The sequence below is a fragment of the Yoonia sp. TsM2_T14_4 genome, assembly GCF_049602355.1.
In the GTDB taxonomy this organism is placed as follows: Bacteria; Pseudomonadota; Alphaproteobacteria; order Rhodobacterales; family Rhodobacteraceae; genus Yoonia; species Yoonia vestfoldensis_A.
This window is the reverse complement of the sequence record NZ_CP187137.1, coordinates 2,172,675-2,197,854: the sequence shown is the minus strand read 5'-3', so window position 1 is coordinate 2,197,854 and position 25,180 is coordinate 2,172,675. Positions and strand designations below refer to the sequence as shown.

The window sequence follows — 25,180 nt, the reverse complement described above, 5'->3', positions numbered from 1 at the left end:
AAAGCGATGGCAGGGTCTTTGCGCTGAAGTTTTTCTGTGCCGTGGATCAGATGGCGGTGGTGACGCGGGGCGCGCGCGGATAATGTCGCGTCATGAACGCCCCCGTGATCACCTTTTCCGACGACCAGGCCGACGCCTGGGATAATGTTGCATCCGCGCTGCGCCAGGCGGGCGTTGATCTGGACGACAGCCTGCTGCAACCGCCGCAAAGCGACACATCATCCGTGCTGGCCGTGATCGGCAAGGCGGGGTCGGGCAAGACCATGCTGCTTGCGGCCTTGTACAAGGCCTTGGCCGAGGCGGGCGTTGATGTGATTTCCGGCGATTGGGAAGGCCGCAAGCGCAAGGACCGCCGCACGCTGGCGATTCTGGCGCCGACCAACAAGGCCGCGAGCGTGTTGCGCAACCGCGGCGTGCCGGCCACGACGATCCACCGTATTCTGTATACCCCCGTCTATGACCCCGAATATGAAAAGATCGCCGAATGGCTGGCGGGCCAAGGCGAGCGGCCCGATATCGACAGTCTGACCGATGTGGCGCTGGACCGCGCATGGGCGTCTTATCAGATCAATACCTCGGTGCCTGCGGCCCTGGCGGCGGCGGGCCTGCGCGGCAGCGATTTCATCACCGGCTGGAAACGCCGCGAGGAGCCGCTGGATATCGGGTTTGTCGACGAAAGCTCTATGCTGGATGCCAAGCAGTTTGCCGATCTCAAGGAGATTTTTCCGACCCTGCTGTTGTTCGGTGATCCTGCACAATTGCCGCCCGTGCAATCCAGCGGGGGCATGGTGTTTGAAACTCTGCCCAAGGACCGGGTTCTGACGTTAAGCCGGATTCACCGGCAGGATGCCGATAACCCGATCCTTGATCTGGCCCATGCCTTGGCCGATCCGATGCTGGATTTCTACACGTTCGAGCGTATGGTGGCCGAGGCCGCCGCCCGCGACGACCGTGTCGTCATGGCACAACGGGTCGAGGCCGATCTGATGGCCCGCTCCCCCTGTCTGGTCTGGCGCAATGCGACGCGGATCAAGCTGATCCATGCGTTCCGTGCGGCGTTCAACGCGCCGCCCGATGCGCTGTTGCCGGGCGAGCCGCTGATCTGCGACGGGATCGAATTGCCGCTGAAACACCGCAAGAAACGGCTGGATCTTGAGGCGCGCGGGTTGATCAAAGGCGCGCAGGTGATCTATCTGGGTGCGGGCAAGAAGCCCGGTTTTTCGCGGCTGCATGTGATCGGTGCCGAAGACCCGCGGATTTCCGCCGCCAGCATCGTCAAGATCGAGCTTGAGGGCGATGCAGAGCCGTTCATCCCCTTTGCAGCCAAGATGGGGGCGACCTTTCTGCATGGCGCGGCTGTCACCATCCATAAGGCGCAGGGGTCACAATGGGACACGGTGCAGGTCTTTGCCCCCGATATCGAGGTGGCCAGCCGCATGGGCCGGATGGAGGCGGGCCAGCCTTTGTGGAAACGCCTTGCCTATGTCGCAATCACGCGGGCGGAAACGCAATTGCGTTGGGTCGTGCGCAACCGGCTGGCAAGGCCGGAATTGGCACTGGGGGTGGATGATCTGGATGTGCCGGTCTCGACCCTGGAGTTGAAAGCGGAGGAATTATGAAAACCATCATCATCACAGGGGCCAGTGCCGGGATCGGGCGGGCGACGGCGTTGCATTTTCTGGATCAAGGCTGGCGTGTCGGCCTGATCGCGCGCAGGCCCGAGGTTTTGGCCGAAATGGCGCATCCCAATGCGGTGCCTTTGCCTTGCGATGTGACCGATGAGGCAGGTGTCGATGCGGCCTTTGCCGCGTTTGGCCATCTGGATGTGCTGTTCAACAATGCGGGCATGTTCGGCCCCCAGACCACGATTGACGAAATCGCGCTGGAGGACTGGCGCGCGGTGCTGGATGTGAACCTGACGGGTATGTTTCTGTGCGCGCGCGCGGCGTTCCGTCAGATGCGCCATCAGACGCCACGGGGTGGGCGGATCATCAATAACGGGTCGATTTCCGCGCATACCCCGCGTGAAGGGTCGATCTGTTACACGACCACCAAACACGGCGTTTCGGGCCTGACCAAGACGCTGACGCTGGATGGCCGTGCGTTCGACATCGCCTGCGGGCAGATCGACATCGGCAATGCGCGCACCGAGCTGGTGCAAGGGCTGGAGGTCAAGCGCGCCGCCGACGGCCTGCCACCCCTGCCGACGATGGCGGTGGAGGATGTGGCGCGTGCGGTGTTCCACATGGCGTCATTGCCGCCAGAGGCGAATGTGCAGACCATGATGGTGATGGCCTCCAAGATGCCGCATATCGGGCGGGGTTAACGCCGCAGCAAGGTAAAGACCGCAGAGGCGAGCCAGCCCGCGCCGATCGCAATGGCCAGGGACAGCAGGCCATAGATGAACGCCTGTTCATGCGCGAGGTTGTAAAGCCAGCGTTCCAGCCCGACCTTGTTGACCGGAATCGTGGTCATGTAAGTGTCGATCACCGTGCCATTGCGGGTCAGGTAGATGCGCACGTCATAATTGCCTTCGGTCAGGTTGGCAGGCATCGAAATCGCGCTGCGGAACAATGTGTCCTGATCCAGCGTCACAGCGCCTTGGCGCATCTGGTACAGGTCCTGATCGGTTTTGATGCGGATCAGCGCCTCGGTAAAGGCAACGCTGTCGGCGACCACGGCCCCTGCCGACCGGATCGCGCGGGGGATGGTGATGCGGTGGCGCAGGTCTTCGACTTCGCGCAGGATGTCAGTGATCGGGGCGCTGGTGGCGACCGCATAGAACGAAGGCGCGGAATTGACGAAAACCGCGTCGGTGTTGACCCAGATGCCCATCTGCTGCGCCTTGCGCCGCACGGTGACAGGCTCGCTTGGGCCTGCGATGGTGATGATGACGCCAAGCGCGCTGTCTTGTGGCGGGGGGGCCGTGCGGCTGACCGCGCCGAAGACGATGATTTCGGACCCTTCAAAGGTGACGGTGATGGCGACTTCGTCCTGGCTCAGGCCCAGCACGATTTGCTCGGCCCGCGCGGGCAGGGCCAGCAGCATCAGAATGGCAAACAGGCGGATCATGAATGTCCCCCTGCGCCGAGCGAATAAAGTTCGGATGGCATGATGAGCAGGTCCAGCGCGATCTTGCCGCAGACGATCAGCACCATGATGGCCAGCAGGATGCGCAATTGTTCCGCCTTCATCTTGACCCCGATCCGGGTGCCGACCTGCGCGCCGATCACGCCGCCGATCAGCAACAAAAGCGCCAGCAACACATCGACCGTCTGGTTGGTGGTCGCATGCAGCATCGTCGTAAAGCCCGCGACAAAGATGATCTGCAACAGCGACGTGCCGATCACCACCTTGGTTGGCATGCCAAGGATATAGATCATCGCCGGCACCATGATAAATCCGCCGCCCACCCCCATGACGGCGGCCAATATTCCCACCAGCATCCCCACCATGATTGGCGGGATGACCGAGATATACAGCCCCGACACCCGGAATTTCATCTTGAAGGGCAGGTTATGGACCCAGTTATGCTTGCGCCGCTGCGGCACGGCACTTGGCCCGCGTGACCGTCTGATCGCGCGCAGGCTTTCGACGAACATCAGCATGCCGATGGCCCCCAGAAAGACGACATAGCACAGCTGCACCAGCAGATCGACCTGACCCAGCGCGCGCAGGTAGTTGAAGATCACGATCCCGATCGCGGACCCGATCACCCCGCCGACCAGCAACACCCCGCCCATGACCGGATCGACGGTTTTGCGTTTGAAATGCGCCAACACGCCCGAAATCGACGAGGCAACGATCTGGTTGGTGCTGGTCGCCACGGCTACCGCAGGCGGGATGCCGATGAAGAACAGCAAAGGCGTGATCAGAAACCCGCCGCCGACGCCGAACATTCCTGACAACACGCCCACGATGCCGCCCAACCCGAGTAACAGGAACGCGTTCACCGAAACTTCGGCGATAGGAAGATAGATGTACATGGGCTGTTCCGGGGCTTGTGCCTCTGGCCGCACCAAAGACGTTTCGGTGCGCTGTGTCAAACGCTCTCATGCAGGAAAGGCGGCATTCGCGGCATTTGCGCCACTTGGCATCAACGCTGGTCGGGAACTGGACCTATGCCAGCCCGCGCAGATAGGCGCGCAGCACCTTTTCGAGCTTGGCCGCACCGATCGGGGCCATCGCCTTGGTATGTTCGTGGCTGATCGCCTCGTCGCTAAGCCCTGCCGCCATATTGGTGATGGTGGAAATGGCGGCAGCTTTTAGGCCAAGGAACCGCGCAAGGATCACCTCTGGCACGGTGGACATGCCCACGGCATCTGCCCCCAACATCGCAATTGCGCGGATTTCGGCGGGGGTTTCAAACGATGGGCCGGAATACCACGCATAAATCCCGTCCGCCATCTGAGTGCCGGTGCTGTCGGCGGCGGCGCGCAGCGCGCTGCGGATCGCGGGGTCATAGGCGTCTTTCATCGGGACGAACCGCGCATCGGTGGGTTCCCCGATCAGCGGGTTCAGACCGGAAAAATTGATGTGGTCCGACAGGCACATGATCGACCCCGTGGGCATATCGGCGCGCATCGACCCTGCAGCATTGGTGGCGATCACGGCTTGCCCGCCCAAGGCGCGCAACACCTCCAACGGCAGGCGCATGACATCGGCGCGCCCTTGTTCGTAATAATGCGCACGTCCGCCGAACACCGCGACACGCACGCCTTCCAGATCGCCGATCACCAGCTTGGGATTATGACCCGACACGCCCGCATGCGGAAACCCCGGCAGATCATCGTAAGGGATCGCCACACCGTCCACCGCATCCGCGATATGACCAAGCCCTGACCCAAGGATCAGGCCCAGCCGCACGGGGGCATCGCCCGCGACGGACTTGATCTGCTGGCTTAATGTTTCAGCGTTCTTTGACATAGGGTTGTCCGCCTGCGCGTGGGGGGATCGCCTTGCCGACAAAACCGGCAAGGATGATCACGGTCAGAATATAAGGAAGCACATCAAGGAACTGGCCGTTGACGCGGAAACCGATCACTCCGGTGATGATGTCAGGGCGCAGCGACAAGGCTTGCAGGAAGCCGAACAGCAGGCAGGCATAAAGCGCATACCATGGCCGCCATTTGGCAAAGATCAGCGCCGCCAGCGCGATATAGCCGCGCCCGGCGCTCATGTCTTTGACGAAACCGGCCTGCAAGGCGGTCGCCAGATAGGCCCCCGCGATCCCGACAAGCACGCCGCAAATGCCGACTGCGGCAAAGCGCAGCCCGACGACAGACACACCGGCGGTATCGACTGCGGCGGGATTTTCACCCACCGCGCGCAGGCGTAGGCCAAACCTTGTGCGATACAAAATCCACCATGTCAGTGGCACCATCGCAAGTGCCACATAGACAAGGATCGTATGGCCCGAAATCAATTCGAAATAGATCGGCCCGATCACCGGCACATCGCGGATCGCTTCGGCAAAGGGCAGGGTGATCGGGTTGAACCGCCCGTCACCCGACAATTGCGGGGTGCGCCCGCCTTGGCGGAACCAGCTTTGCGCGACGACAACGGTCAGCCCTGCCGCCAGAAAATTGATCGCCACCCCTGAAATCAGCTGATTGCCCCGAAAGGTGATCGACGCCACCCCGTGGATCGCCGACAGGACCAACGACGCGCCGATCCCCGCAAGCAGCCCCAGCCAGACATCGCCGGTGACGGCCGCAATTGCCGCCGACATGAATGCGGCGGCCAGCATTTTGCCTTCCAGCCCGATATCAAAGATACCGGCACGCTCTGAAAACAGGCCGGCCAGACAGGCCAGCAAAAGCGGTGTCGCCAGACGCAATGTCGCGTCCAGCATCTGCAGAAGGGTTGCAAAATCCATTTAGGCAACAGCCTCCGTCAGGAAGGGGAACAGCGCGAAAAAGCGGTCGGCAACCTCGGGGTTGCGGCGCAGGGCAGCCTCGGCCTGCGCTTGGGTGATGTCGTTCACCTGCGGTTTGTCGCGGCGCATGAAAAATTGCAGCCCCAGCATCGCGTCGAACCTTTCATCGGTGATGAACGGATCATGCGGGATACGGGCCATCACGGCTTCGTTCGGGCGGAACACATTGGCGCGGTTCTTGACCGCCAGCAGCGCCACCAGATGCGGCGGCACGGCGCCATCCGGGGTCTGCGCGATCACATGATAAATCCAGCGGTGCAATTCATCCATCGTAATCATGCCAAGCGCCAGACAGCTGAGCACAAAGCCAAGGTCAGCGCCGGTGTCATCCTCGACACCGATCTTGAAAGGGCCTGCGATCATTGTTTTGCTCTCCTCATCGCCAGGAAAAGCCGCTCCAGCGGCATGCGCACCATATTGTCCAATGCGCCCGTGAACAGGATCACCAAAGCCTGTATGACGATGATCAGTTCACGCGGAATCGAGGTCCATAGGGCAAGCTCTGCGCCGCCTTGATACAGAAAGCCAAATAGCAGGGCCGCCAGCAACACCCCGAAAGGATGGCTGCGCCCCATCAATGCGACGGCGATGCCGATAAAGCCCGCCCCTTCGACGGCGTTCAGGACCAGCCGTTCAGCCTCGCCCTGCACGTTGTTGATCGCCATCATCCCGGCCAGACCGCCGGACACCAGCATGGTGACCATGATGATCTTGGTCGGGCTGATGCCCGCATATTTCGCGGCTGATTCCGAATGGCCAAAAGACCGCAATTCATATCCCAACCGGGTGCGCCAGATCAGCGCCCAGATCGCGACACAGGCCGCGACCGCCACGAAAAAGGTGACATTGGCCGGTGCGCCCCGGAAAAAGGTCGTCCCGCCGAAATTGAACATATCCTGAAACGACGGCAGATGCGTCGCGGGCGGAAAGGTGGCTGTCGCCGGTTCCATCGACCCTGGTACCTTGAGAGCGCCGATCAGCAGGTAATTCAACAAGGCGGCCGCGATAAAGTTGAACATGATCGTAGTGATGACAATATGGCTGCCGCGCTTGGCCTGCAAAAACGCAGGGATCGCAGCCCATGCCGCGCCAAAGGCCGCCGCCATCAGGCAAGCGCCGATCAGGGCCAGCGACCAATGCGGCCATGGGATATACAGACAGGCCAGCGCCACACCCAAGCCGCCCAGCACGGCCTGACCTTCGCCGCCGATGTTGAACAGCCGCGCGTGAAAGGCGACGGACACCGCAAGACCGGTAAAGATGAAATTGGTGGCGTAATACAGCGTGTAGCCCCACCCATAGGTCGACCCCAGCGCGCCATCGACCATGAGCTTGAGCGCGGCCCACGGGCTTTCACCGATGGCAAGGATCACCAGCGCCGACAGCATCGCCGCCAGCAGGATCGAGATCAGCGGGATCAGGATCACATCGGCCCATTTTGGCATGACATCCATGATCAGGTCCCCTTGACGGCGTCGCCGCCTGCATAGGCAAGGTTTTGCGCAACGGCCTGAAACGGATCGCCTGCGGGCGCGGTCGTCATGCCTGCCATCAGCAGACCGAGTTCTTTTTCATCTGTGTCCTGTGGCATCCGCTCGCCCATGATTTTGCCGTCAAACATAACGGCGATCCGGTCGGATAGCGATAAAATCTCCTCCAGCTCGACCGAAACCAGCAAGATTGCCTTGCCCTGATTCCGAAGCGCAACAATCTGCTGATGGATAAATTCGATCGCGCCGATATCGACGCCGCGTGTCGGCTGGCCGATCAGCAACAGGTCAGGGTTGCGTTCAATTTCGCGGGCCAGCACGATTTTCTGCTGGTTGCCGCCGGAAAAGCTTTTGGCGGCCAGTCTGGGGTCGGGCGGGCGCACGTCGAAACGGGCCATTTTCTCGGCGGTGTCGCGCAGGATCGCCTGATTGTCCATGAACAGCCGTGAGCGTTGATAGCGCGCGTCATGGTGATAGCCAAAGGCGGTGTTTTCCCAAGCCTCGAAATCCATGATCAGACCTTCGCGCTGGCGGTCCTCGGGGACATGGGCGATGCCATGCGCGCGCCTGCTTTGCCCGTCGGAATGCGCGCCGGTCAGGTCGATATCCGCGCCGTTCATCCGCACGCTGCCGGTGGCGCGTTCATAGCCGCCCAGCACCTCGAGCAATTCGGACTGACCGTTGCCCGCCACCCCCGCGATACCCAATATCTCGCCTGCATGGACGTCGAAACTGACGCCTTTGACGCGGTGGACGCCTTTGTCATCTGTGACGTTCAGATCGTGGACTTCCAGTATCTTGCGCCCGATCACGGGCGGTGTCTTGTCCACGCGCAACAGCACTTTGCGGCCAACCATCAGTTCGGCAAGCTGGGCGGGGCTGGTTTCGGCGGTCTTGACGGTCGCTGTCATCTCGCCACGGCGCATCACGCTGACGGTGTCGGTGATATCCATGATTTCGCGCAGCTTATGGGTGATCAGGATGATCGTCTTGCCTTCGCGGCGCAGGTTTTCAAGGATACGGAACAAATGATCCGCCTCGGCGGGGGTCAGCACGCCGGTCGGTTCGTCCAGAATAAGAATGTCGGCCCGCCGGTAGAGCGCCTTGAGGATCTCGACACGCTGCTGCATGCCGACGCCGACATCCTCGATCACGGCATCGGGATCGACGTTGAGTTCATATTCTTCCGCCAGCGCCTGTAACTCGCGCCGCGCGCGCGCCAGCGAGGGGCGCAACAGACCGCTGTCCTCGGCCCCCAGAATGATGTTTTCCAGCACGGTGAAGTTTTCCACCAGTTTGAAGTGCTGGAACACCATGCCGATCCCTGCGGCGATGGCGGCTTGGCTGTCGGTGATATTGATCTTTTGGCCTGCGATGAAAATCTCGCCTTTGTCGGCCTTGTAGAACCCGTAAAGGATCGACATCAGGGTCGATTTGCCGGCGCCGTTTTCACCGATGATCCCGTGGATCGTGCCGGGCATGACGCGGATGGAAATATCCTTGTTGGCCTGCACCGGGCCGAATGCCTTGGAAATACCTTTGAGCTCGATGGCGGGGGCTGGGGCGGTCATGCGGCGCTTGTCCTTGTACAAAGGGCCGCGCGGATGGATATCAGCGCGGCCCCGTTTTTATGGCCTGTCGGACGTCTTAGAACGTCAGGGCAGGGCAGCTTTCGTCGGATGAATAATCGTGAACAGCCAGCGTACCTGCCGCGATGTCGGCAGCGGCGGCATCGACGGCGGCCTGCATGTCTGCGGTCACCAGATCTGCGTTGAATTCATCCAGCGCGTAACCCACGCCGTCGTTTGCCACGCCCATGACGTTAAACCCTGTTTCCAGTGCCTCGCCTTGGGTGAATGCGTCATAAACCGCGTTATCCACGCGCTTGAGCATCGAGGTCAGAACCTGACCGGGGTGCAGATAGTTCTGGTTGGCATCGACGCCGATCGACAGGATGTCGCTGTCGGCGGCGGTCTGCAACACACCCACACCGGTGCCACCGGCCGCGGCAAAGACCACGTCTGACCCTTGGCTGATCTGTGCCAGCGTCAGTTCGGACCCTTTCACCGGATCGTTCCACGCCGCAGGTGTGGTGCCGGTCATGTTGGCGATCACGGTTGCATCGGGGTTTACGGCCAGCACGCCCTGGGCATAGCCGCAGGCGAATTTGCGGATCAGCGGGATGTCCATGCCACCGACAAAGGACACGGTGCCGGTTTCAGAGGCCATCGCAGCCATCATACCGACCAGATAGGACCCTTCATGTTCGTTGAACACGACCGACCGCACGTTGGGCGCGTCAACGACCATGTCGATGATGGTAAAGCTGGTGTCGGGATAGTCGGCAGCCACTTTTTCCAGCGGCGTGGCCCATGAAAAGCCCGCCATCACAATCGGGTTGGCACCGGATTCAGCGAAACGGCGGATCGCCTGTTCACGCTGTGCATCGGACTGGATTTCCACCTCGGCATAGGTGCCGCCGGTTTCGGTGGCCCAACGCTCTGCCCCGTTATAGGCGCTTTCGTTGAAGGATTTGTCGAACTTGCCACCCAGATCGAACAGGATGGCTGGATCGGCGGCAGCGGCACCTGCGCTCAGAGCCAGTGCTGCGGATGCGCCAAGAAGTTTATGCATAACGGTCATCGTCGTCTCCCAAGTCGTTTTTCGAAGTCTTGCCGGCTGTTCGCCTGCGCCTTCGGTTGATTGCTTAGCCGACCATTGTCGGGCCATCGCAAGATAAGGCATGGGCGGCTGACGAAGATCAACAGGTTTTTGCGCCAAATCGGGCATCTGTCAGAGGATTGATCGCCGGTCATGCACCTGACGCCGCGTTACTGGGCGACAAGTGCCTTGCGCAATACCAATGCCGCGACAGGTGCTGCATCTTTGGGCAGATAATAACCGGGCCGCCGCCCGATCTGGGCATAGCCCGCCTGCGCATAAAGCGCGCGCGCGGCGTCATTATCCTCGGCCACCTCAAGAAAGATCACGGCGGCACCCAGCGCCTGTACCGCCGTTTCCGCCTGCGCCAGCACCGCGCGGGCCAGCCCCTTGCGGCGATGTTCGGGGGCGGTGGCGATCGTCAGCACCTCGGCCTCGTCCAGCGTCACGCGCAGCAGGGCAAAGGCACGGTCGTCGCCCGTCAATATCATGCCGCGTTGGTCCAGCAGGTCGCGGAATTCCGCCGCCGACCATGCGCGCGTGCTGGAAAACGCCAGCGCGTGGATGTAGGCCAATGCCTCTGGCGTCATGGCAGGATCACGGGTGCCGCATCGCGCGCGGGTGCCGCATCGGCAGCGCGCACATAAAGCGGGGTAGGGCGCGGATGATCCCCGCCGATCCGGCTTGCCGCGATCTGCGCCATGCAGCCCACATGTGCCGCAGGGCTGTGGTCGGTCGAAAGCGCGGCAGCGCCCAAACCCCCGAAAGGCACAATGACCGCCTTGGCCATCGTGTCAAAGTCCATCAGATAGGCTTGGTCGCGCGGCGCAGGCACAGCAACCTGTGCGCGATTGGACAGCCGCTGTGTCGTGTCAAACACCGACACCCCAACCGCAGGCTTGCCCAGCCCTAGCGCCAGACCGCGCGCGGCGCTGACCGAAATGCGGATGCCGGTGAAATTGCCCGGGCCGGTGCCGACGCCGATCCCGTCCAGATCGTGCCATGTCAGCCCTTGGGCTGTCAGCATCTCTTGCAGCATCGGCATCAGATGTTCGGCTTGCCCTTTGGCCATATCGTCGATGCGGGTGATGATCCGGTCGCCCAACAGCAAAGCGGCGGCGCAATGCGCCGCCGATGTGTCGAATGCGATCAGTCTGGTGTCAGGCAGCATGATTGATGCGCGTCCGCTCAGGCCGCGACAGGCCGGACCTCGATCACCTCGGGGATATAGTGGCGCAGCAGGTTTTCGATGCCCATTTTCAGCGTCAGTGTGGATGACGGGCAACCGGCACAGGCCCCTTGCATGTGCAGATAAACAATCCCGCGGTCAAAGCCGTGGAATGTGATGTCGCCGCCATCCTGCGCCACGGCAGGGCGCACGCGGGTATCCAGCAATTCCTTGATCTGGGTGACGATGTCGCCATCTTCGCCGCTATGTTCGGCATGTCCGCTGACGGGTTTGTGGTCGGCGGCCATCACCGATTGCCCCGATTGGTAATGTTCCATGATCGCGCCCAGGATGCCAGGCTTGATATGGTCCCATTCCGCGCCATCGGCCTTGGTCACGGTGACGAAATCAATGCCAAAGAACACGCCCGACACGCCACCAGCGGCAAAGATGCGCTGGGCCAGCGGCGAATGCTGCGCGGCCTCGGCATTGGGGAAATCGGCGGTGCCGACCTCCAGCACGTTTTGTCCGGGCAGGAATTTCAGCGTTGCGGGGTTCGGGGTCGATTCGGTCTGGATGAACATGATGCGGACCTTCTGTTTCAGGCTTTGAATATGCGCATGCAGGCGCGATCTGTCAAGGATTTGGAACGATTCTAAACTACGCTGGCGTCAGGTAATCGATTCGAGCCGTTCTTTCGACAGATCCCCCGGCACGATGGTGATCGGCACCGGCAGGCTGCCGGCCTGACGGCTGAGTTGTGTGACCAGCGGGCCGGGGCCTTTGGTATCGGTGCCAGCCCCCAGCACCAGAACGCCGATTTCGGGGTCTTCGGTGATCTGCGCAATGATCTCATCCAGCGGTTCGCCTTCGCGGATGATCAGTTCGGGATGGATATGCTGCTTGTCGCGCATCCATTTGGCGAAAACCTCGTAATGCACCTCGATCCGTTCGCGGGCCTCGGCACGCATGATTTCACCAACGCCGATCCAGTGGTTGAATTCGTCGGGCGGAATTACCGACAGGATCGTCACACCACCGCCCGAGCGTGCGGCGCGCATCGCGGCGAACCGCATCGCGTTCAGACATTCGCGGCTGTCGTCCAGCACCACCAGAAACTTGCGCATGTTCATACTCCTGTTCGGGGCATAGTGCAGCAGGAACATGGCGCTGGCAACGGGTGGGCCGCATTGGCACCCGGTGCCGGGGAACACCGGGTGCCTGCGAGACCATGGTGTCACTGGGGGAGACGACACCTAGCCGGGGCGGAGCAGAGCGAATCCATGCAGCGCGCTTGCAACCTCCCACCTGCCGGATTCAGTTTTGTGACACCTTATGCGCGAAATCGACCAGCGCCCGCACGTCCAGCCTGTTGTTGGTCATCCGCAAGGCGCCGCTGGCATCGCGGGGCCAGTCGGCCTGCGGTTTGTCGGTATAAAGCTCGACCCCGTTGTTGTCGGGGTCACGCAGATAGACGGCCTCGCTGACGCCGTGGTCGGCCGCTCCGTCCAGCGGAAGGCCCGCCGCCAGCACCCGTGCAACGACCGCCCCCAGCGCTGCGCGATCGGGAAAAAGGAATGCGGTGTGGTAAAGCCCCGTATGCCCGGCAGGCGGTGGCGTGGCGCCAAGGCTGTCCCAAGTGTTCAGCCCGATATGGTGGTGATAATCGCCTGCGGCGAGAAAGGCTGCACCTGTCCCGAACCGCTGTGTGATGTGAAAGCCCAGAATATCGCCATAAAAGGCAATCGCGCGGTCAAGATCGGACACGCGCAGATGCACATGGCCGATACGGGTGGTGGCAGGGGCAGACATGGGTGTGATCCTTTCAGCTATGCTGTCAGGATAAGCATGGTTCGCCCCGTCGTTATCGGGCAGGAATAGAGGGCGGCTGTGCGCCTTTGCAGATCAGCCGCGCAGCAGCCCCACGATATCATAGGTCCGTTGCAGCACGGGTTGCGCGATGGCGCGGGCCTTATCGGCCCCTTGGGCCAGGATGCGGTCAATCTCGGCGGGATCGGCCATGAAACGTGCCATGTCTTGCGAAATGGGGGCCAGTTTCGCCACCGCCAGATCGGCCAGCGCGGGCTTGAACGTGCCCCAGCCGGCACCCGGATATTGCGCGATCACGGCCTCTGGCGTGGTGTCGTCAAGGGCGGCATAGATGTCCACCAGATTGCGCGCCTCTGGGCGTGTTTTCAACCCTTCGACTGTTTCGGGCAAAGGCTCGGCGTCGGTCTTGGCCTTTTTGAACTTTTTGGCGATCGTGTCGGCATCATCGAGCATGTTGATGCGTTCCATATCGCTGTCGCCGGATTTGGACATTTTCTTGGTCCCGTCACGCAGGTTCATCACCCGCGTCGCCGGCCCGTCGATCACCGGTTCGGTCAGCGGAAAGAAATCGATGCCGTAATCGTGGTTGAATTTGGCGGCGATATCGCGCGTCAGTTCCACATGCTGTTTTTGATCCTCGCCCACTGGCACATGGGTCGCATGATACAGCAGGATGTCCGCCGCCATCAGCGACGGATAGGCATAAAGCCCGAGCGACACCTTTTCCGCATTCGACCCAGCCTTGTCCTTGAACTGGGTCATCCGGTTCATCCAGCCCACACGCGCCACACAATTGAAGATCCAGCCCAATTCGGCATGGCCCGACACACGGCTTTGGTTGAACAGGATGGATTTCGCAGGGTCGAGGCCAGCCGCCAGATAGCCCGCCGCAACCTCGCGCGTGCCATTGGCCAGATCCTTGGGGTCCTGCCAGACGGTGATCGCATGCAGATCGACAACGCAATAGATGGTTTCCATCGTGCCCTGCATGCCGACGAACCGTTTGATCGCGCCCAGATAATTGCCCAGTTGCAGACCACCCGAAGGTTTGATCCCGGAAAAAACGCGCGGGGTAAAGGTCGGCTGGGTCATGGGGCAACGTCCGGGCTGGATTTCAGGGCAAGCGTCGCATACCCATGCCAGACCGGCCCGTCAACTTCAACTGCCCGAAGGTTCCCGATGTCCAACAACATGTCCGAGAAACCGATCAATGACCTTTCACCTGTCGTGATCGGCCTTGCGCTGCTGATTATTGGCGCTGAGGCCGCGTTCCAGCTGGCCAATGCCGGGCTGGTCGGCGGGCCGCGTGGCCTTGGCTGGCGGATGGAGGCGGTGGGCCGGTTCGGCTTTTCGCCCGCCGTGCTGGACCGCGTGCTGGTGCAGGGCGATTGGTCGGTCGATATGCTGATGCGCTTTGTGACCTATCCCTTCGTCAATGGCGAAATCGTACAGAGCGCGTTTTGTGCCGCGCTGACGCTGGCCTTGGGCAAGTTCACGTCGGAATATTTCGGCGGGCTGAAGGTGCTGGTGATTTATCTGGCCAGCGCGATTGCGGGCGCGGTCGTCTACGGACTGCTGGTCACGGGCAATGCGCCGTTGCTTGGCGGGTTTACACCCGTGTACGGCCTGATCGGGGCTTATACCTATGTGCTTTGGCTGCGGCTGGGGCAGGCGGGGGAAAACCAGCTGATGGCGTTCCGGCTGATCGGGTTTTTGCTGGCGTTGCAACTGGGGTTCGGGCTGATCTTTGGCGCGGGCCAGTCATGGATCGCGGAACTGACAGGGTTCGCGGCAGGCTTTATGCTGGCGGTGCCATTGGCACCCGGCGGCTGGGCCATGCTGCTGGCACGGGTGCGGCAGAGGTCGTAAAGGACTTTTATGCCTCCGGCGGGGATATTTATGCTCGGACGATGAGGGGCGATCAGCGTTTCATCGCGCGCCGGAACTCGGCGAGTTTGAAGGCGCCGATCAACTGTCCCGTGCCGAAATAGGTGGTGATGCCTGCCATGATCAGGGCCAGCAGCGCCAGATAGCGCCATGTCGGGATGTCGAAATAGGGTGCCATCACGGCGGACAGTGCGGCCAGCACCAGCGCCATCACAGCCGAGGCCGCGATGATCCGCGGCAGCCGCGATTTGAACCTTGCGTCGAAATTGGCCGCATCCCCCATGTCGCGGCTGCCGCGCCAGAGCAGCCAGACCATCGCCCAGCCGGTCAGGCTGGTGCCCCATGCCGCGGCGATAAAGCCGATCAGGGGCGACAGACCCACGGCAAGGGCGGCATTCAGCACCAGCGCGACGAGCGCGTAATAGAATGGCCGTTTGGTGTCTTCGCGTGCAAAGAACAAAGGTTGCAGCGTCTTTTGCATGACAAAAGCGGGCAGCCCCAGCCCATAGACCGCGACCGCCAATGCGGTGGCGCTGGTGTCAGCGGCGTCGAACGCACCCCGTTCGAACAACACGCCGACCAAAGGCAGGGCTATGACCACCAGTGCCACGGCGGCGGGGATCGTCAGCGCGAGAGAGACTTCGCAGGCGCGGTTGAACGCATCTTTGCTGCCCGCCAGATCCTGCGCGCGCAACCGCCGTGACAGGTCGGGCAACAGCACCACGCCGATCGCGATGCCGACGACCCCCAAGGGCAGTTGATACAGCCGGTCGGCATAGGAAAGCCACGCCACCGCACCGTCGAAATAGCTGGCCACCTGACGGCCCACCAGCAGGTTGATCTGCACCACGCCGCCCGCCAATGCGGCCGGTGCGGCGATGAGCGCCAGCCGTTTCAGCGCCGGTGTCCAGCGGGGTTTGCCGATCCGCAGCGCAAAGCCCGCGCGTTTCGCCGCCCACCAGACCATCGCCAATTGCCCGATCCCCGCCAATGGCACCGCAGAGGCGAGCCATAGGCCCATCCGTTCGGGATTGGCGACCGCGGGGCCTGTGCTCGTGGCTGCCGCGATCAGCAAGGCCACGACAAAGCCCGCGTTCAGGATTACCGGTGCGGCGGCGGCGGCGGTGAACCGCCCTGTCGCATTCAGCACGCCCGACAAAAGGGCTGTCAGCGAGATGAACAGGATATAGGGAAAGGCGATCCGCCCGTAATAAACTGCCAGATCGAACCTTTCGGTCCCGATAAACCCGCTGGCCATCGCCGCGACAAGCGCGGGCATCGCCACGATCCCGATCACGGTGAAAACCGACAAGATCACCGACATTGCAAGATAGGCATCCTGTGCAAATTGATGCGCGCCGTCGTCAGCTTCGAGCTTTTTGGCGAACATCGGCACGAAGGCCATGTTGAACGCGCCTTCGGCAAAGAACCGGCGGAACAGGTTGGGCAGCGAGAAGGCGACCAGAAACGCCTCGGCTACTGGCCCCGTGCCCAGATAGGCCGCGATAAAGATGTCGCGCACGAAACCCGCCACCCGGCTGAGCAGGGTCCACAGCCCCACCGTGAAAAAGCCCGCCATCAGGCGCACCTGTTTCATGGCCTTGCCCGCCGCGCAAAACTCACGATATGGCCCGTTGTGCGCCTTGCGCGATGGCCTCGCGCAATTTGCGTTCAAGGCTTTGGCGCTTGGCCTCCGAATAATATTTCAGCCCGACCATGTCCTTGACGTAGAACGTATCGACCACCTGTTCGCCATAGGTCGCGATCACGGCAGAGGCGATATAGACATGCGCATTGGCCAAGGTGCGCGTCAGATCATACAAAAGGCCGGGGCGGTCGCGGGTGTCCACCTCGATGATCGTATAGATTTCGGACCCGTCATTATCAAAGGTGATCTTTGTATCGACGCGGAAGGCGCGTTCGCGTTTCTTGATCTTGTCCTTGTCTTTGAGCGCCTCGCGCGCCACCACCTCGCCGCGCAGGGTGCGCACGATCATCTGGCGCAGGCGTTGCAGGCGGCTTTCCTCGTAAGGATTGCCGTCGCCGTCCTGCACCCAGAACACCGCAGTGGCATAGCCGTCCTTGGACGTATAGGTGCGCGCATCCACGATATTGGCCCCCACCAGTGCCAGCGCGCCGGTCATCCGGCTGAACAGGCCCGGGTGGTCCACCATGGCAAAACAGGCGCGGGTCGCGTCGCGGTCGGCATCCAGCATCAGGTCGATGCAGACCTGATCATCGTCGATGTCGCGCAGCAGATTGGCAAAGATCACCTGCGCGGCATTGGGCAGGCCCTGCCAATAGGGGCCGTAATGGCGCCCGACCTCGGTTTTCAGCGCCTTGGCGTCCCAATCCGACAGCGCAGCGCGCAGGGCGCGTTTTGCCTCGGCCTCGCGGCTTTCGCGGTTGAGATCCTCCAGCCCGGTTTCCAGCGCGGCGCGCGTGGCCTTGTAAAGGTTGCGGATCAGCACCGCTTTCCAATTGTTCCATGTGCCGGGGCCAACGCCGCGGATGTCGCAGACCGTCAGCACGCTCAAAAGGTCCAGCCGTTCCACCGATTTGACCGCATTGGCAAAGCCGCGCACGGTGCGCGGTTCGGCAATGTCGCGTTTCTGGGCAACATCCGACATCAGCAGGTGATAGCGGATCAGCCATTCGACAGTGTCGCTTTCTTTCTTGCTCAGCCCCAGACGCGGGCAAAGTTTGCGCGCGATCTGTGCGCCAAGGATGGCGTGATCTTCGGGGCGGCCCTTGCCGATATCATGCAGCAGCAGCGCCACATACAGCACCTTGCGGCTGATCCCGTGCTTGAGAATGCCCGACACCACCGGCAATTCCTCGATCAATTCACCGCGTTCGATCTGGGCAAGGTTGCTGATGCATTGGATCGTGTGTTCATCGACGGTGTAATGGTGATACATGTTGAATTGCATCATCGCCACGATCGGCGCGAATTCGGGGATGAAGGCCCCCAGCATCCCCAGTTCGTTCATCCGCCGCAGGCCCCGTTCGGGGTTGCCGTGCTTGAGCAGGATATCAAGGAAAATCCGGCTCGCCTCGCGGTCTTGACGCATGGCGTCATCGACCAGATGCAGATGCGATGCGATCAGGCGCATGGCGTCGGGATGCAGCAGGGTGCCGGTGCGCAGGGCTTCTTCAAAGATGCGCAGCATGTTCAGCTTGTCGGAAAAGAACGCAGGTTCGTCAGCTATGGTCAGCCGGTTCTGTTTGATCGCATAGGGCGGTTTGGCCGCCTTGCGGCGGGTCAGAAACCGCACCAGCATCGGTTCGGGCTTGGTATGGGTCGCCTCGAGCGCGGTCAGGAAAATGCGGGTCAATTCGCCGACGCGCGTGGCCTCGCGGAAATAGGCCTGCATGAAATGTTCGACCGCCCGCCTGCCGCCATGATCGGTATAGCCCATGGCGGCCGCCACTTCGACCTGCATGTCAAAGGTCAGCTGGTCCACCGCGCGGCCCGCGATCAGGTGCAGATGGCAGCGCACGGCCCACAGAAAATCCTCGGCTTTGACGAAAGCTTCGAATTCGTCTTGGGTAAAGACCCGCAGACCCACAAGCTCGGCTGCATGTTTGACGCCATTGACGTATTTGCTCATCCAGAACATGGATTGCAGGTCGCGCAGCCCGCCCTTGCCTTCTTTCACGTTGGGTTCGACCATATAGCGTTGGCCGCCTTGTTTGCGGTGCCGTTCGGCGCGTTCGGCCAATTTCGCTTCGATGAAATCGCTGGCGGTGTTGCGGAACAGATCCTGCCACAGCCGCTGACCCAGCGATTGCGCCAGCGCCGCATCGCCCGCCAGATAGCGGTATTCGACCAAGGCGGTGCGGATCGTGTAATCCTCGCGCGCAAGACGCAGGCAATCCTTGATGGTCCGGCTGGCGTGACCGATTTTCAGTTTCAGGTCCCACAGCATGTACAGCATGGATTCGATCACGCTTTCGGCCCAGGGGGTGATCTTGTAGGGCGTCAGAAACAGCAGATCGACATCCGAATAAGGGGCCATTTCGCCGCGCCCGTAACCGCCGACAGCGATCAGCGCCAGCTTTTCCGCCTCGGTCGGGTTGGGGGCCGGATGCAGGCGCTGCGTCGCCACATCCAGCACGATGGTCACGACCTGGTCGGTCAGCCAGCAATAGGCGCGCGTCGTCGGGCGCGATGCAAAAGGCTGCATCGCAAAGGCGGTGCTGATCTCGGCAAGGCCAGCCTGACGCGCCTCGCTCAGGATGCGCACCGCGATGGCGCGCACCTCTTTTTCCGATGCAACGCCGGCGGTTTCTGCGGCGATCCGTGCAGATACGGCGGCCGTGTCAAAAATGACAGCGGCCGGACAGATCAACCCGTCCGGTGCTTCGACATGGCGCGCGCGAACGGGTTCAGAACCCGGCTGTGCCAAAGTTTCTAGGGGCTTGTTCAAGGATCATGACCTGATTTTGTTGGATGGTGGCAACGGCCAACCCGCGTTCGTTTTGCCCGTTGGGCAGCAGACGGAAAACCCCTGATGTGCCGCGAAAGCCCTCTGGCGTGGTCAGCGCATTGTGTGTCAGCGCGCCGTCACCTGTGGCGATCAACGCCCCCACAGCGGCGATCCCGTCATAGGCCAGCCCCGCCAGCGGATGTGGCTGCGATCCATAGGTCGCGGCATAGCGGTCCTGAAACAGGGTCGCGGGGCCTTGGTCGGGCATGGCGAACAGACCGCCCTGCACACCGGGCAGCGCCAAAAGCTGCGGCACGGCATCCCAGCGGGTCAGCCCGATCAGGCGGGTCTGGGTGGGGTCAAGCCCGGCCTCTGGTAGGCCGGTGGCGATGATCGGCAGATCGGCATTGGCCCCCGCGGTGGTAAAGATTGCCTGCGCGCCGGTCGCCTGCGCCGTGTCGACCAGCTGGCGCGTCGCGGAAAAGATGCCGGCCTGCGACAGCGGATAGGCTTCGGCCGCGACCAGCAGCGATCCGTTCTGGCGCACGGCGCTGGCGATGGCATCGCGGCCCATCTCGCCGCCGATGTCCTGGCCATGCGCGATCATGAACCGGTCCACGCCTTGCCCGCTTGCATATTGGACCAGCCTGCGCGCGGTATCGTCAAAAGTCTGCCCCAGAATAAAGACATTGCCACCCGCGATGCTGGTGTTGTTGGAAAAGGCCAGCACGTTGACATTGCTGTTGGCCACGGCAACGCCCACGGCATTGGCGGCCTCGCCGAACAATGGCCCAAGGATGATCTGGGCGCCGTCATCCACCGCCATCCGCGCGACAACAGCCGCCTGCGTGGCATCGGACGCCGTGTTATAGACCCGTAAATCGATCATCGGCCCGTTCAGATCGGCAATTGCCATGCGTGCCGCGTTTTCAAAGTTCTGCGCAAGGAAAGCATCGCTCCCCTCGCCCGATCCGCCGGGCACCAGCAGCGCGACCTGCACGGCGCGCATGGAACTGACCATCGGTCCAAGATTGGTACCGGTCTGCAACGGCGCATCACAGGCCGCCAGCCATGCCAGAGACAAAAAGGCAAAAAGACGTGTGACCGGCTTGCAGCCCTGACGAAAAGCGGCGAACATGGTGTTATTCCTTCTGATTGTTGGACAAGCTGGCAGGTCCACTGACCGCGCGTTCCGTGCGGTGTTCGTAACACATCATAAAGCAGGGGCGACAAGGGTCCAGCCATGAATCATCTGACCAAGCCACTCTCTGCCGGTCTTTATTTCGTCGCGACCCCGATCGGGTCGGCGCGCGATATCACGCTGCGCGCGCTGGATATCCTGGCCTCTGCCGATCTGATCGCCGCCGAGGATACCCGCACCGCACGCAAGTTGATGGAAATCCACGGTGTGCCGCTGAACGGGCGCAAGGTTGTGGCCTTTCACGACCATAGCGGCGAAGGCGCGGTTGACCGGCTGGTCGCGGATATGGCTGCAGGCAAATCCGTGGCCTATGTCTCCGAAGCTGGTACGCCGCTGGTCGCCGATCCGGGCTATGAGCTGGGGCGCGCCGCGATTGCGGCCGGGGTGCCGGTGACGACGGCGCCGGGTGCTTCGGCGGTGCTGGCGGCGCTGACGGTGTCGGGGCTGCCCACCGACAGATTTGCCTTTATCGGGTTCTTGCCCGCCGCGCGCCAGCAACGCGAAACCGACATCGCAGCACTGCGCGATGTGCCGTTTACGCTGGTATTTTATGAAAGCCCCAAACGCGTTGGGGAAATGTTAGCAAGTTTGCGCGATACATTGGGCGGTGAAAGGCAAGCGGTGGTGTGCCGCGAACTGACCAAACGATTCGAGGAAACCACACGCGGTACGCTGGACGAGGTGGCAACGTATTATGCTGACCGCAACATTAAGGGCGAATTGGTCGTGCTGGTGGGGCGGGCCGGGGCCACGGATGTGGCTGATGGCGATGTGACCGAAGCATTGAAAGAAGCGATGAAAACCATGCGTGTGAAAGATGCGGCCACTGTTGTTGCCGGTGCGCTGGGCTTGCCGCGGCGGCAGGTTTACCAGATCGCCTTGGGGCTGGGGGACGGGGCATGACAGGTCTGGTCAGCTATCACGCCGGTCTTGCCGCCGAAGATATCGTCGCGCGCAACTATGCCGCACGCGCCCATCAGGTCGCGGCCCGGCGCTGGCGCGGCAAATCCGGCGAAATCGATCTGGTCCTGCGCGATGGGGAAACGGTGGTTTTCGTCGAGGTCAAGAAAAGCGCCAGTTTCGCCCAGGCAGCACAACGCCTTGGACGGCGGCAGATGGACCGGCTTTGCACAAGTGCTGCGGAATTTCTGGCGGGTGAACCACGGGGCCAATTGACCGATATGCGCTTTGATCTTGCGCTGGTTGACCGGCTTGGTGCTGTCAATGTGATCGAAAACGCCTTTATGGAGGCGTGAACACGCCATTGCGCCGGACGGCGCGCTGCGGCATGTAGCGGTATCATTCGCTAACAAAGGTGGCACCATGGCGTTGAAAGTCGCGTTCCAGATGGACCCGATCGGGCCGATCAACATCGATGCCGACAGCACCTTCCGCATTGCGGAAGAGGCGCAGGCCCGTGGACATGAGATGTTCTATTACACGCCGGACATGCTGGCCTATGACCGTGGGCGCGTGACCGCCCGTGGCTGGCCGTTGCAGGTGCAGCGCGTCAAGGGCGATCATTTCCGCCTGGGTGCGCCTGCCGAACTGGACCTGCGGGCCATGGATGTTGTCTGGCTGCGGCAGGACCCGCCCTTTGATATGGGGTATATCACGACGACGCATATTCTGGACATGATCCACCCTGCCACGCTGGTGGTGAATGACCCGTTCTGGGTACGCAATTCCCCTGAAAAGCTGTTGGTGCTGAACTTTCCTGACCTGACACCGCCCACGATGATCGCGCGTGATCTGCAGAACTTGCGTGCCTTCCGCGAGGAATACGGCGATGTGATCCTGAAACCGCTCTATGGCAACGGCGGGGCCGGTGTGTTCAAGCTGTCAGCGGGTGACGCGAACCTTGCGTCGCTGCATGAATTGTTCGCAGGCATCAACCGCGAACCGCTGATCATGCAGCAATTCCTGCCTGCCGTGTCCAAGGGCGACAAGCGCATCATCCTTGTCGATGGCGACCCCGTCGGCGCGATCAACCGTGTGCCTGCCGCGGGCGAAACCCGGTCCAACATGCATGTGGGCGGGCGGCCTGAAAAGGTCGCGCTGACCGACCGCGACCGCGAAATCTGCGCCCGGATCGGGCCGGTTTTGCGCGAAAAGGGGCAGGTGTTCGTCGGCATCGACGTGATCGGCGACTGGCTGACCGAAATCAACGTGACCTCGCCCACCGGCATTCAGGAACTGGAACGGTTCGACGGCGTCAATATTGCCGAAAAGATCTGGCAGGCCATCGAAAGCCGGCGCGCGCGCGATGTGGCGTAATCACCGCGTGTAGTGCCGGAGGCCAACGGAACCCGAAACTACACCTCTTTCGCCATTGCCAGCCGATAGCCCACCGCCTCGGCCACATGGTGGCGTGCGACAGCATCTGACCCGTCCAGATCGGCGATGGTGCGTGCCACCCGCAAGATCCGGTGATAGCCGCGCGCCGACAGGCCGAATTTCTCGGCGACGCGCAGCAAGAGCGCGCGCCCTTCGGCGTCGGGCGTGGCGATCTGTTCGAGCAGATGGCCCTCGGCATCGGCATTCACCCGCGCCTGCGGATGACCTGCGAACCGCGCCGTTTGCCGTGCGCGGGCCGCGGCGATGCGGGCCGCGATCACGGCGGACCTTTCGCCCGATTGGGGCAGATCAAGATCCTGAAACGCGACCGGCGGCACCTCGATGCGCAGATCGAAACGGTCCATCAGCGGGCCGGATATGCGGCCCATATAATCTTCGCCACAGACCGGCGCGCGGGTGCAGGCGCGGGCGGGGTCGGCCAGATAGCCGCATTTGCAGGGGTTGGCGGCGGCGACCAGCATGAACCGGCAGGGATAGCGCACATGCGCATTGGCGCGCGCGACCACGACTTCGCCGGTTTCGATCGGCTGGCGCAGTGTTTCCAGCACGGTGCGCGGGAATTCGGGGAATTCGTCCATGAACAGCACGCCGTTATGCGCCAGTGAAATCTCGCCCGGTTTCGCGCCGCGCCCGCCGCCGACAATCGCCGCCATCGACGCTGTGTGATGCGGTTCGCGGAACGGCCGTTCGCGGTTGATCCCGCCATCATCCAGCAGCCCCGCCAGCGAATGGATCATCGAGGTTTCCAGCGCCTCTGCAGGCGACAGGGGCGGCAGGATGCCTGCGATCCGCGCGGCCAGCATGGATTTGCCGGACCCCGGCGCGCCGACCAACAACAGGTGATGCCGCCCCGCAGCCGCGATTTCCAGCGCGCGTTTGGCGCGTTCCTGGCCCTTTACGTCTGCGAAATCACGGCTGTGCTTGGCGGCCTGCGCCTCGCCCGGTACGGATGGCGCGATCACGCTTTGCCCGGTGAAATGCCGTACCATCGCGGCAAGACTGCGGGGCGCGATCACATTTGCTGCCCCGACCCAGGCCGCCTCTGCCCCGCAGGCAGCCGGACACAGCAGCATCCGCCCTTCGCTGGCTGCCGTCATCGCGGCAGGCAACGCACCCACGACCGGCACCAGCGTGCCATCCAGCGATAATTCCCCAAGCGCCACGGTCTGCACCGCATCGTCGCGCGGGATGATATCCAGCGCCGCCAGCAGCGCCAGCGCGATAGGCAAGTCGAAATGCGACCCTTCCTTGGGCAGATCGGCAGGTGACAGGTTGACCGTGATCCGTTTCGACGGCAGCGCGATGGCCATCGCCGTCAGCGCCGCGCGCACCCTTTCGCGTGCTTCGGACACGGCCTTGTCCGGCAAACCGACAATCGAAAAGGCAGGCACGCCGGGGGTGACGGCGCATTGCACCTCGACCAGACGGGCCTCGATCCCTTCAAAGGCCACTGTATAGGCGATGGCGACCATGCGCTGCTCCCGCTTTTGGTTAACGGGTAGCGTGTGGCGGTTTACGAATGGTTAACGGGCCAGTCGCGGCAAGGCAGGTCCATTGGATAGGGCCAAGGATCATGGATTTCGGTCATCGCATCCTTGCGCCAATCGACAAAGGCCGGATCGCGCAGATGGGCATCGACATAGGTCTGTGCCGCAGCACTGACCGGCAGGCCATAGGTGGTGATCCGCATCGCCACAGGGGCATAGAAGACATCCGCAAGTGAATAATCCCCGAACAGCCACGGGCTGTCCGTGCCGTGCCGCGCGCGGGCCAGCGCCCACAGCTCCTCGATCCGCGCCAGATCGGCCAGCACGGCGTCGGATGGGGTGAACCCGTCCCAGACATGGGCAATCATATTCGGGCATTGCCCACGCAAGGCACCAAAACCGCTGTGCATTTCGGCGCAGATCGACCGCGCCAGCGCGCGTGCCGCCGGATCGTGCGGATAAAGCGCCAGATCGGGATGGCGTTCCACCAATGTCTCGGCCATGGCAAGGCTGTCGGTCAGCACGAACCCTTCGGGTGTCGTCATCGCAGGCACGGTGCGTGCAGGCGCGATATGGGCCAGCTCTGCCGCCATTGTGCCAGCATAAAGCCCGACCATGCGGGTCTGATAGGGCAGGCCGAATTTTTCCAGCATCAGCCAGCCGCGCAAGGACCAGCTGCTGAATGTCCGGTCACCGATGTAAATTGTATATGTCATACACCGATCTT

Annotated in this window: 25 protein-coding genes; 6 read left to right on the top strand and 19 right to left on the bottom strand. The window is 62.1% G+C overall.

Annotated elements, in window-relative coordinates; all coding sequences use genetic code 11:
* The first annotated feature begins 92 nt into the window (after nucleotides 1-92).
* Both ACPF9B_RS10860 and ACPF9B_RS10855 read left to right on the top strand, forming a co-directional pair.
* Nucleotides 93-1,619 (top strand): ATP-dependent DNA helicase, encoded by a 1,527-nt coding sequence (locus tag ACPF9B_RS10860; protein ID WP_007206867.1) that lies wholly within the window; start codon nucleotides 93-95, stop codon nucleotides 1,617-1,619.
* Complete coding sequence (locus ACPF9B_RS10855; protein ID WP_007206868.1) at nucleotides 1,616-2,326, top strand: SDR family oxidoreductase; 711 nt, start codon at nucleotides 1,616-1,618, stop codon at nucleotides 2,324-2,326. The genes ACPF9B_RS10860 and ACPF9B_RS10855 overlap by 4 nt, the downstream gene beginning before the upstream one ends.
* Here the strand turns inward: ACPF9B_RS10855 and ACPF9B_RS10850 are convergent.
* The 14 genes from ACPF9B_RS10850 to trpS all read right to left on the bottom strand — a co-directional run bounded on the left by ACPF9B_RS10850 (nucleotide 2,323) and on the right by trpS (nucleotide 14,179).
* Nucleotides 2,323-3,072 carry a TIGR02186 family protein gene (locus ACPF9B_RS10850; protein ID WP_007206869.1) on the bottom strand — a complete coding sequence of 250 codons (750 nt, stop codon included), beginning with the start codon at nucleotides 3,070-3,072 and terminating at the stop codon, nucleotides 2,323-2,325. The two genes, ACPF9B_RS10855 and ACPF9B_RS10850, sit on opposite strands and share 4 nt — an antisense overlap.
* Nucleotides 3,069-3,986 carry a sulfite exporter TauE/SafE family protein gene (locus ACPF9B_RS10845; RefSeq protein WP_007206870.1) on the bottom strand — a complete coding sequence of 306 codons (918 nt, stop codon included), beginning with the start codon at nucleotides 3,984-3,986 and terminating at the stop codon, nucleotides 3,069-3,071. The genes ACPF9B_RS10850 and ACPF9B_RS10845 overlap by 4 nt, the downstream gene beginning before the upstream one ends.
* Before the next feature lie 133 nt (nucleotides 3,987-4,119).
* Nucleotides 4,120-4,926, bottom strand: a complete 807-nt coding sequence (locus ACPF9B_RS10840) for a purine-nucleoside phosphorylase (RefSeq protein ID WP_424177342.1) — start codon at nucleotides 4,924-4,926, stop codon at nucleotides 4,120-4,122.
* Complete coding sequence (locus ACPF9B_RS10835) at nucleotides 4,910-5,878, bottom strand: ABC transporter permease (RefSeq protein ID WP_424177340.1); 969 nt, start codon at nucleotides 5,876-5,878, stop codon at nucleotides 4,910-4,912. The genes ACPF9B_RS10840 and ACPF9B_RS10835 overlap by 17 nt, the downstream gene beginning before the upstream one ends.
* On the bottom strand, nucleotides 5,879-6,301 hold the full coding sequence (locus ACPF9B_RS10830; protein WP_424177338.1) for a hypothetical protein: 423 nt from the start codon (nucleotides 6,299-6,301) through the stop codon (nucleotides 5,879-5,881).
* Nucleotides 6,298-7,392, bottom strand: coding sequence for an ABC transporter permease (locus ACPF9B_RS10825; RefSeq protein ID WP_007206874.1), 1,095 nt, complete (start codon nucleotides 7,390-7,392; stop codon nucleotides 6,298-6,300). The genes ACPF9B_RS10830 and ACPF9B_RS10825 overlap by 4 nt, the downstream gene beginning before the upstream one ends.
* A gap of 2 nt (nucleotides 7,393-7,394) precedes the next feature.
* Nucleotides 7,395-8,999: an ABC transporter ATP-binding protein gene (locus ACPF9B_RS10820; RefSeq protein WP_424177336.1), complete on the bottom strand. Its 1,605-nt coding sequence runs from the start codon at nucleotides 8,997-8,999 to the stop codon at nucleotides 7,395-7,397.
* A 76-nt stretch (nucleotides 9,000-9,075) separates the two neighbouring features.
* A complete protein-coding gene (locus ACPF9B_RS10815; RefSeq protein ID WP_040483013.1) occupies nucleotides 9,076-10,071 on the bottom strand; it encodes a BMP family lipoprotein in 996 nt (331 codons plus the stop codon).
* Nucleotides 10,072-10,259: 188 nt separating this feature from the next.
* A complete protein-coding gene (locus ACPF9B_RS10810) occupies nucleotides 10,260-10,679 on the bottom strand; it encodes a GNAT family N-acetyltransferase (RefSeq protein ID WP_007206877.1) in 420 nt (139 codons plus the stop codon).
* Nucleotides 10,676-11,260, bottom strand: coding sequence for a tRNA (adenosine(37)-N6)-threonylcarbamoyltransferase complex dimerization subunit type 1 TsaB (tsaB, locus tag ACPF9B_RS10805; protein ID WP_007206878.1), 585 nt, complete (start codon nucleotides 11,258-11,260; stop codon nucleotides 10,676-10,678). The genes ACPF9B_RS10810 and tsaB overlap by 4 nt, the downstream gene beginning before the upstream one ends.
* A gap of 17 nt (nucleotides 11,261-11,277) precedes the next feature.
* Nucleotides 11,278-11,841 carry a NifU family protein gene (locus ACPF9B_RS10800; RefSeq protein ID WP_007206879.1) on the bottom strand — a complete coding sequence of 188 codons (564 nt, stop codon included), beginning with the start codon at nucleotides 11,839-11,841 and terminating at the stop codon, nucleotides 11,278-11,280.
* Nucleotides 11,842-11,928: 87 nt separating this feature from the next.
* The gene (locus tag ACPF9B_RS10795) at nucleotides 11,929-12,384 is read right to left on the bottom strand and encodes a universal stress protein (RefSeq protein WP_424177332.1); all 456 of its coding nucleotides are present in this window, start codon (nucleotides 12,382-12,384) and stop codon (nucleotides 11,929-11,931) included.
* Nucleotides 12,385-12,574: 190 nt separating this feature from the next.
* Nucleotides 12,575-13,069, bottom strand: coding sequence for a VOC family protein (locus tag ACPF9B_RS10790; protein WP_040483331.1), 495 nt, complete (start codon nucleotides 13,067-13,069; stop codon nucleotides 12,575-12,577).
* Between the two features lie 93 nt (nucleotides 13,070-13,162).
* Entirely contained in the window at nucleotides 13,163-14,179 is a 1,017-nt protein-coding gene (trpS, locus tag ACPF9B_RS10785) for a tryptophan--tRNA ligase (RefSeq protein ID WP_007206882.1), read from the bottom strand.
* A gap of 87 nt (nucleotides 14,180-14,266) precedes the next feature.
* Here trpS and ACPF9B_RS10780 point away from each other — a divergent pair, with 87 nt between their 5' ends.
* Nucleotides 14,267-14,956: a rhomboid family intramembrane serine protease gene (locus ACPF9B_RS10780; protein ID WP_424177329.1), complete on the top strand. Its 690-nt coding sequence runs from the start codon at nucleotides 14,267-14,269 to the stop codon at nucleotides 14,954-14,956.
* A gap of 52 nt (nucleotides 14,957-15,008) precedes the next feature.
* On the opposite strand, the gene murJ is transcribed toward ACPF9B_RS10780, so the two are convergent.
* The 3 genes from murJ to ACPF9B_RS10765 are packed head-to-tail and all read right to left on the bottom strand — an operon-like array spanning nucleotide 15,009 to nucleotide 20,545.
* The gene (gene murJ, locus ACPF9B_RS10775; protein ID WP_007206884.1) at nucleotides 15,009-16,571 is read right to left on the bottom strand and encodes a murein biosynthesis integral membrane protein MurJ; all 1,563 of its coding nucleotides are present in this window, start codon (nucleotides 16,569-16,571) and stop codon (nucleotides 15,009-15,011) included.
* Between the two features lie 22 nt (nucleotides 16,572-16,593).
* Nucleotides 16,594-19,386: a [protein-PII] uridylyltransferase gene (locus ACPF9B_RS10770; RefSeq protein ID WP_424180411.1), complete on the bottom strand. Its 2,793-nt coding sequence runs from the start codon at nucleotides 19,384-19,386 to the stop codon at nucleotides 16,594-16,596.
* Entirely contained in the window at nucleotides 19,367-20,545 is a 1,179-nt protein-coding gene (locus tag ACPF9B_RS10765; RefSeq protein ID WP_424177326.1) for a penicillin-binding protein activator, read from the bottom strand. Before ACPF9B_RS10765 ends, ACPF9B_RS10770 begins: the two co-directional genes overlap by 20 nt.
* Before the next feature lie 105 nt (nucleotides 20,546-20,650).
* Between ACPF9B_RS10765 and rsmI the strand changes: the two genes are divergently transcribed.
* The 3 genes from rsmI (at nucleotide 20,651) to gshB (ending at nucleotide 22,885) form a co-directional block, all read left to right on the top strand.
* Nucleotides 20,651-21,511: a 16S rRNA (cytidine(1402)-2'-O)-methyltransferase gene (rsmI, locus tag ACPF9B_RS10760; RefSeq protein ID WP_424177324.1), complete on the top strand. Its 861-nt coding sequence runs from the start codon at nucleotides 20,651-20,653 to the stop codon at nucleotides 21,509-21,511.
* Nucleotides 21,508-21,864: a YraN family protein gene (locus ACPF9B_RS10755; RefSeq protein ID WP_007206888.1), complete on the top strand. Its 357-nt coding sequence runs from the start codon at nucleotides 21,508-21,510 to the stop codon at nucleotides 21,862-21,864. Before rsmI ends, ACPF9B_RS10755 begins: the two co-directional genes overlap by 4 nt.
* Nucleotides 21,865-21,931: 67 nt before the next feature.
* Nucleotides 21,932-22,885, top strand: coding sequence for a glutathione synthase (gshB, locus tag ACPF9B_RS10750; RefSeq protein WP_424177322.1), 954 nt, complete (start codon nucleotides 21,932-21,934; stop codon nucleotides 22,883-22,885).
* Between the two features lie 38 nt (nucleotides 22,886-22,923).
* On the opposite strand, the gene ACPF9B_RS10745 is transcribed toward gshB, so the two are convergent.
* Together ACPF9B_RS10745 and ACPF9B_RS10740 are read right to left on the bottom strand one after the other, a co-directional pair.
* The gene (locus ACPF9B_RS10745; protein WP_424177320.1) at nucleotides 22,924-24,438 is read right to left on the bottom strand and encodes a YifB family Mg chelatase-like AAA ATPase; all 1,515 of its coding nucleotides are present in this window, start codon (nucleotides 24,436-24,438) and stop codon (nucleotides 22,924-22,926) included.
* Between the two features lie 41 nt (nucleotides 24,439-24,479).
* Nucleotides 24,480-25,169 carry a glutathione S-transferase gene (locus tag ACPF9B_RS10740; RefSeq protein ID WP_424177318.1) on the bottom strand — a complete coding sequence of 230 codons (690 nt, stop codon included), beginning with the start codon at nucleotides 25,167-25,169 and terminating at the stop codon, nucleotides 24,480-24,482.
* Nucleotides 25,170-25,180 lie beyond the last annotated feature (11 nt).